Origin of the sequence: Frateuria sp. (genome assembly GCF_013362045.1) — a bacterium.
GTDB lineage: Bacteria > Pseudomonadota > Gammaproteobacteria > Xanthomonadales > Rhodanobacteraceae > Frateuria_A.
This window is the reverse complement of sequence record NZ_JABFWW010000059.1, coordinates 1-5,468: the sequence shown is the minus strand read 5'-3', so window position 1 is coordinate 5,468 and position 5,468 is coordinate 1. Positions and strand designations below refer to the sequence as shown.

Annotated in this window: 5 protein-coding genes; 3 read left to right on the top strand and 2 right to left on the bottom strand. The window is 67.1% G+C overall.

Annotated elements, in window-relative coordinates; translation table 11 throughout:
• Positions 1-574, top strand: a 574-nt coding sequence (locus tag HOQ08_RS03075; protein WP_291191447.1) for a biotin/lipoyl-containing protein, incomplete at its 5' end; no start/stop codon positions are given.
• A 212-nt stretch (positions 575-786) separates the two neighbouring features.
• Here the strand turns inward: HOQ08_RS03075 and infC are convergent.
• Both infC and thrS read right to left on the bottom strand, forming a co-directional pair.
• The gene (gene infC / locus HOQ08_RS03070; protein WP_343203808.1) at positions 787-1,314 is read right to left on the bottom strand and encodes a translation initiation factor IF-3; all 528 of its coding nucleotides are present in this window, start codon (positions 1,312-1,314) and stop codon (positions 787-789) included.
• Between the two features lie 47 nt (positions 1,315-1,361).
• Complete coding sequence (gene thrS, locus HOQ08_RS03065; protein WP_291191445.1) at positions 1,362-3,263, bottom strand: threonine--tRNA ligase; 1,902 nt, start codon at positions 3,261-3,263, stop codon at positions 1,362-1,364.
• 247 nt (positions 3,264-3,510) lie between these two features.
• Here thrS and HOQ08_RS03060 point away from each other — a divergent pair, with 247 nt between their 5' ends.
• Positions 3,511-4,521 carry an NAD-dependent epimerase gene (locus HOQ08_RS03060; protein WP_291191442.1) on the top strand — a complete coding sequence of 337 codons (1,011 nt, stop codon included), beginning with the start codon at positions 3,511-3,513 and terminating at the stop codon, positions 4,519-4,521.
• A gap of 108 nt (positions 4,522-4,629) precedes the next feature.
• On the top strand, positions 4,630-5,468 hold an 839-nt coding region (locus tag HOQ08_RS03055), incomplete at its 3' end, for an alpha/beta hydrolase (RefSeq protein ID WP_291191439.1).

Here is a 5,468-nt window from a genome sequence, read left to right as displayed (position 1 = left end):
AGAGCGCGGGGTGCAGGCCAGCTCCGCCGATCCGCATTCGCCCTGGGCCAGCGCCGATGCATGGCGCATCGGCCACGCCGGCAAGCGCGTGGTAGCGCTGTCGCTGCACGACCGGCGCTACGAAGCCGCCGCGTACGGCCATGGCGGCGACTACCGGCTGGAGCACGGCGAAGCGACCTGCGACGTCCGCGGTGCCTGGCTGGAAAGCGACGCCTTGAGCGCGCGCTTCGACGGCGAGGCGCAGCGCCTGCCCGCGCTGGTCGACGATGCCCGCGTGCTGCTGCACGATGCCGCGGGCCGCCGCCATCGCTTCGTGCGGGCGCCCGCCTTCGCCTGGGCCTCGACCGAACGCGCCGGCGGCAACCAGGTGCTCGCCCCCATGCCGGGCCGCATCGTGCTGGTCAAGGCCAAGCCCGGCGACAACGTGGAGGAAGGCCAGGAACTGCTGGTGATGGAGGCGATGAAGATGGAGCTGGCGCTGAAGGCCCCGCGTGCGGGCACCGTCGAATGCGTCAGTGCGACGCAAGGCGAATTCGTCGAGGCGGACGCGGTATTGGTGCGCTTCGAGAACTGAGCGCGATCCGCTCCCTCTCCCTCCGGGGAGAGGGTCAGGATGAGGGGCCGCTCTTGCGAAGGACCTCCTCCAAGGCGCGGCTTTTCTCAAGTGCCTTTTGCGCCACCCACTTTTCCTGCGAGCCCCGCCCCTCACCCTGCCCTCTGGGGAGAGGGCTCAAGATCGACGGCAAGGGCAAAGAAAAAGGCGGCCATCGAGGCCGCCTTTTTCAATTACTGCTTCTTCTTCGGCCCGATCATCATGACCATCTGGCGCCCTTCCAGCCTGGGGAAGGATTCCACCAGGCCGTTGTCGCCGACGTCCTCCTGGATCTTCTTGGCCAGGTTCTGGCCCAGATCCTGATGGGACATCTCGCGGCCGCGGAAGCGGATGGTGACCTTGACCTTGTCGCCCTCTTCCAGGAAGCGAAGCATGTTGCGCAGCTTGATCTGGTAGTCGCCCACGTCCGTGACCGGACGGAACTTCACTTCCTTGATCTCGACCTGCTTCTGCTTCTTCTTGGCGGCCTGGGCCTTCTTCTGGGCTTCGAACTTGAACTTGCCGTAGTCCATGATGCGGCAGACCGGCGGGTCGCCGTTGGGCTGGATCTCGACCAGGTCCATGCCGGCTTCTTCGGCCGCACGCAACGCCTCGTCGCGGGAAAGAATGCCCAGCTGTTCCGAATCCGGCCCGATCACGCGCACGCGCGGAACGCGGATCTCATGGTTGCGGCGGTTACCCTTGTTGTCGGTGGTAGCGATACCACTATCCTCCAGAAGAAGTTGATTGGATTAGGCCACGCGGAACATCAACGCCGCGTTTCGGCCTCAAGCCGTTCGACGAAGGCGGCCAGCGGCATGCTGCCCAGGTCCTCGCCCGAACGGGTACGCACGGAAACGGCCCCAGCCTCCTTTTCGCGATCTCCGACGACAAGCAGGTAGGGCACTTTCTGCAGCGTATGCTCGCGGATTTTATAGCCGACCTTTTCGTTGCGCAAATCGGCCTGGACGCGGAAGCCTTTGTCCACAAGGGCTTGCGTGACCTCTTGCACATAACCGGCCTGGGCGTCGGTAATGGAAAACACCGCCGCCTGCACCGGGGCCAGCCATGCCGGCAGGTTGCCGGCATGGTGTTCGATCAAAATGCCGATGAAACGCTCCATGGAGCCCACGATCGCGCGGTGCAGCATCACCGGATGGCGCTTCTGCGAGTGTTCGTCCACGTATTCGGCGCCCAGGCGCTCGGGCATCATGAAATCCACCTGCATGGTGCCCACCTGCCAGGCGCGGCCGATCGAGTCCTTCATGTGGTACTCGATCTTCGGGCCGTAGAAGGCGCCCTCCCCGGGCAGCTCCTCCCACTTGACGCCGGCCGACGCAAGCGCCTTGCGCAGCGCGTCCTCGGCCCGGTCCCACACCTCGTCCGAGCCGATGCGCTTGTCCGGGCGCAGCGCGATCTTCAGCGCGATGTCCTGGAAGCCGAAGTCCGCATAGACCTGCATGGCCTGCTGGTGGAAGGCGGTCACTTCCGGCTCGATCTGCTCGGGCGTGCAGAACACGTGGCCGTCGTCCTGGGTGAACGCGCGCACGCGCATGATGCCGTGCAGCGCGCCGGAGGGCTCGTTGCGGTGGCAGCCGCCGAACTCGCCGTAGCGGATCGGGAGTTCCCGATAGCTGTGCAGGCCCGCGTTGAAGATCTGCACGTGGCCAGGGCAGTTCATGGGCTTGAGCGCGTAGGTGTGCTTCTCCGATTCGGTGAAGAACATGTTCTCCGCGTAGTTGTCCCAATGGCCGGACTTCTTCCACAGCGACACGTCCAGCACCTGCGGGCAGCGCACCTCCTGGTAGCCGCTCTTGCGGTAGACGCGGCGCATGTACTGCTCGACCTGCTGCCAGATCGCCCAGCCGTTGGGGTGCCAGAACACCATGCCGGGACCTTCTTCCTGCTGGTGGAACAGGTCCAGCGCCTTGCCGATCTTGCGATGGTCGCGCTTCTCGGCCTCCTCCAGCTGGTGCAGGTAGGCCTTGAGGTCCTTGTCGTTGAGCCAGGCGGTGCCGTAGATGCGGGTCAGCATCGCGTTGTTGGAGTCGCCGCGCCAATAGGCGCCGGCCACCTTCATCAGCTTGAACGCGCGCAGCTTGCCAGTGTTGGGCACGTGCGGGCCCCGGCACAGGTCGGTGAACTCGCCCTGCGAATACAGCGACAGCTCTTCGTTGGCCGGAATCGACTCGATGATCTCGGCCTTGTAGTCCTCGCCAAGGCCGCGGAAGAAGGCCACCGCCTCGTCGCGCGACTTGACCGAGCGCGACACCGGCAACGCCTCCTTGACGATCTTCTCCATCTCCGCCTCGATCTTGCCCAGATCCTCCGGCGTGAAGGGCCGCTCGTAGGCGAAGTCGTAGTAGAAACCGTTGTCGATCACCGGACCGATGGTCACCTGCGCGCCCGGATACAGCCGCTGCACGGCCTGCGCCAGCAGGTGCGCGGTGGAGTGGCGCAGGATCTCCAGCGCCTCGGGGCTCTTTTCGGTGACGATCTCCAGGCGGGCGTCGTGGTCGATCGGAAAGCCGGCGTCGACCAGCCTGCCGTCGACCTTGCCGGCAAGCGTCGCCTTGGCCAGGCCCGCACCGATGGAGGCGGCCACGTCCTGCACGGTGACGGGATGGTCGAACGGCCTCTTGCTGCCGTCCGGGAGCGTAACTTCGATCATGGATTCGAACCCTGGAAATCAAAAAAGGGCATAACGCCCTTTCGTGTACGGAACAAAGGCGTCGGTAGTCAGCGAAGGATGCGGCTAGTTGCCATGTCGCACGCTCGACCTGCGCCCAGGCGCCGGCCACCTCGTGTTCGGGTCAGGGCGCTAGTCTAGCCGAAGAACACCGCGCGCGAGCGCCGTACGCCCGATCCTCACGGCCCTGCCCGCTAGAATGCCCCGTCCCCACCAGGAGCCGTAACGGATGCGCATCCTCGTCACCGGCACCGCCGGCTTCATCGGCGCCGCCCTCGCCCAGCGGCTGCTCGCACGCGGCGACGAAATCCTCGGCATCGACAACCACAACGACTATTACGACCCTGCGTTGAAGGAAGCCCGCCTGGCGCAGTTCGCCCGGCATCCGGCCTACACCCATCTGCGCGCGGACCTGGCCGATACCGATGCCATCGACCGCGCCTTCGCCGACTTCCAACCCCGGCGCGTGGTGAACCTGGCGGCCCAGGCCGGCGTGCGCTATTCGCTGAAGAACCCGCGCGCCTACGTGCGCAGCAACCTGGACGGCTTCCTCAACGTCCTGGAGGGCTGCCGCCACGGCCAGGTCGAACACCTGGTCTACGCCTCCTCCAGCTCGGTCTACGGCGCCAACCGCAAGCTGCCCTTCGCGGTGGAGGACGCAGTCGACCACCCGGTCAGCCTGTACGCGGCAAGCAAGAAGGCCAACGAGCTGATGGCGCACAGCTACAGCCACCTGTACCAGTTGCCCACCACCGGCCTGCGTTTCTTCACCGTGTACGGCCCCTGGGGACGGCCGGACATGTCGCCGATGCTGTTCGCCGACCGCATCAGCCGCGGCGAGCCGATCGACGTGTTCAACCACGGCAACCACAGCCGCGACTTCACCTACATCGATGACATCGTCGAGGGCGTGATCCGCACGCTCGACCATCCGGCCACGGCCGACCCGGCCTACGATCCGCGGCAACCCAACCCTGGTGCCTCCAGCGCGCCCTGGCGCGTCTACAACATCGGCAACGACCAGCCGGTGCAGCTGCTGCGCTTCATCGAGCTGCTCGAACAACAGCTCGGGCGCACGGTCGAGAAGAACCTGCTCCCCATGCAGCCCGGCGACGTGCCCGACACCTGGGCCGACGTGTCCGCCCTGCGCCGCGACGTCGGCTACGCGCCCGACACCTCGATCGAAGACGGCGTCGCCCGCTTCGTGAAGTGGTACCGGGAATATCACGGGCAAGGCTGAGGTTTCGCCCGGCTGCGGCAGCACCTTCGAGGACGGGGGCCGGCAACCGCTGCAACCGGCAGGGGCGCGCGTGTCTCTCTTGTGCCATCCCCGTGCCGGAGCAGCTCCATGATCGCCACCCGCGCTCGCCTTGCGCGCTTCCATGCGCGCGCCCTGCCCGCGCTCGCCCTGTTCCTGTTCGCCTCGCTGGCGCCTACGGCGGCCCGTGCCGCCACGCCGTGCGAGGTGGGCGTGTATCGCCTTGCCGACGGCCAGGTGATCGATATTGCGCCCTCCGAGGGCGACACCCTGCGCTGGCGCAAGCTCGACGGCAGCACCGGCGCACTCAAGCCGCTCGCCGCCGGCCGCTGGCAGAGCAGCCGCGGCTGGACCGGTCGCCCCGACGGCATCGAAGTGACCTTCGCCTGCCCGGCCGGGAGCCTGCATTTCGGCAGCCTCGCCGGCCAGCGCATGCCGCTGCAGGCAACCGACGCCAACTTCACCTCGCACGGTACCCGGCTGGCCGGCCGCCTGCTGCTGCCGCCCGGCCACGCACGCGTGCCGGTGGTCGTGCTGGTGCACGGGGCCGAGCACGACTCGGCGCTGAAGTTCTATTTCCTGCAGCGGCTGCTGCCGGCGCAGGGCGTGGGCGCCTTCGTCTACGACAAGCGCGGCACCGGAAGCTCGGGCGGCACGTACACGCAGGACTTCGACCTGCTCGCCGACGACGCCGTCGCCGCCCTGCACGAGGCGCGGCGCCTCGCGGGCGATCGGCTGGCGCGCATCGGCTACCAGGGCGGCAGCCAGGGCGGTTGGGTGGTGCCGCTCGCCGCCCGGCGCGAACGCGTGGACTTCGCCATCGTGAGCTTCGGCCTGGCCGTTTCGGTGATCGACGAGGACCAGCAGGAGATCGCGCTGGAAATGCAGCTGAAGGGCTACGGCCCGGACATCGTGGCCAATGCCCAGGC

Coding starts and splice junctions, on each gene's coding strand:
- thrS (WP_291191445.1), bottom strand. CDS start 3,263: ATGATCGAAGTTACGCTCCCGGACGGCAGCAAGAGGCCGTTCGACCAT.
- HOQ08_RS03060 (WP_291191442.1), top strand. CDS start 3,511: ATGCGCATCCTCGTCACCGGCACCGCCGGCTTCATCGGCGCCGCCCTC.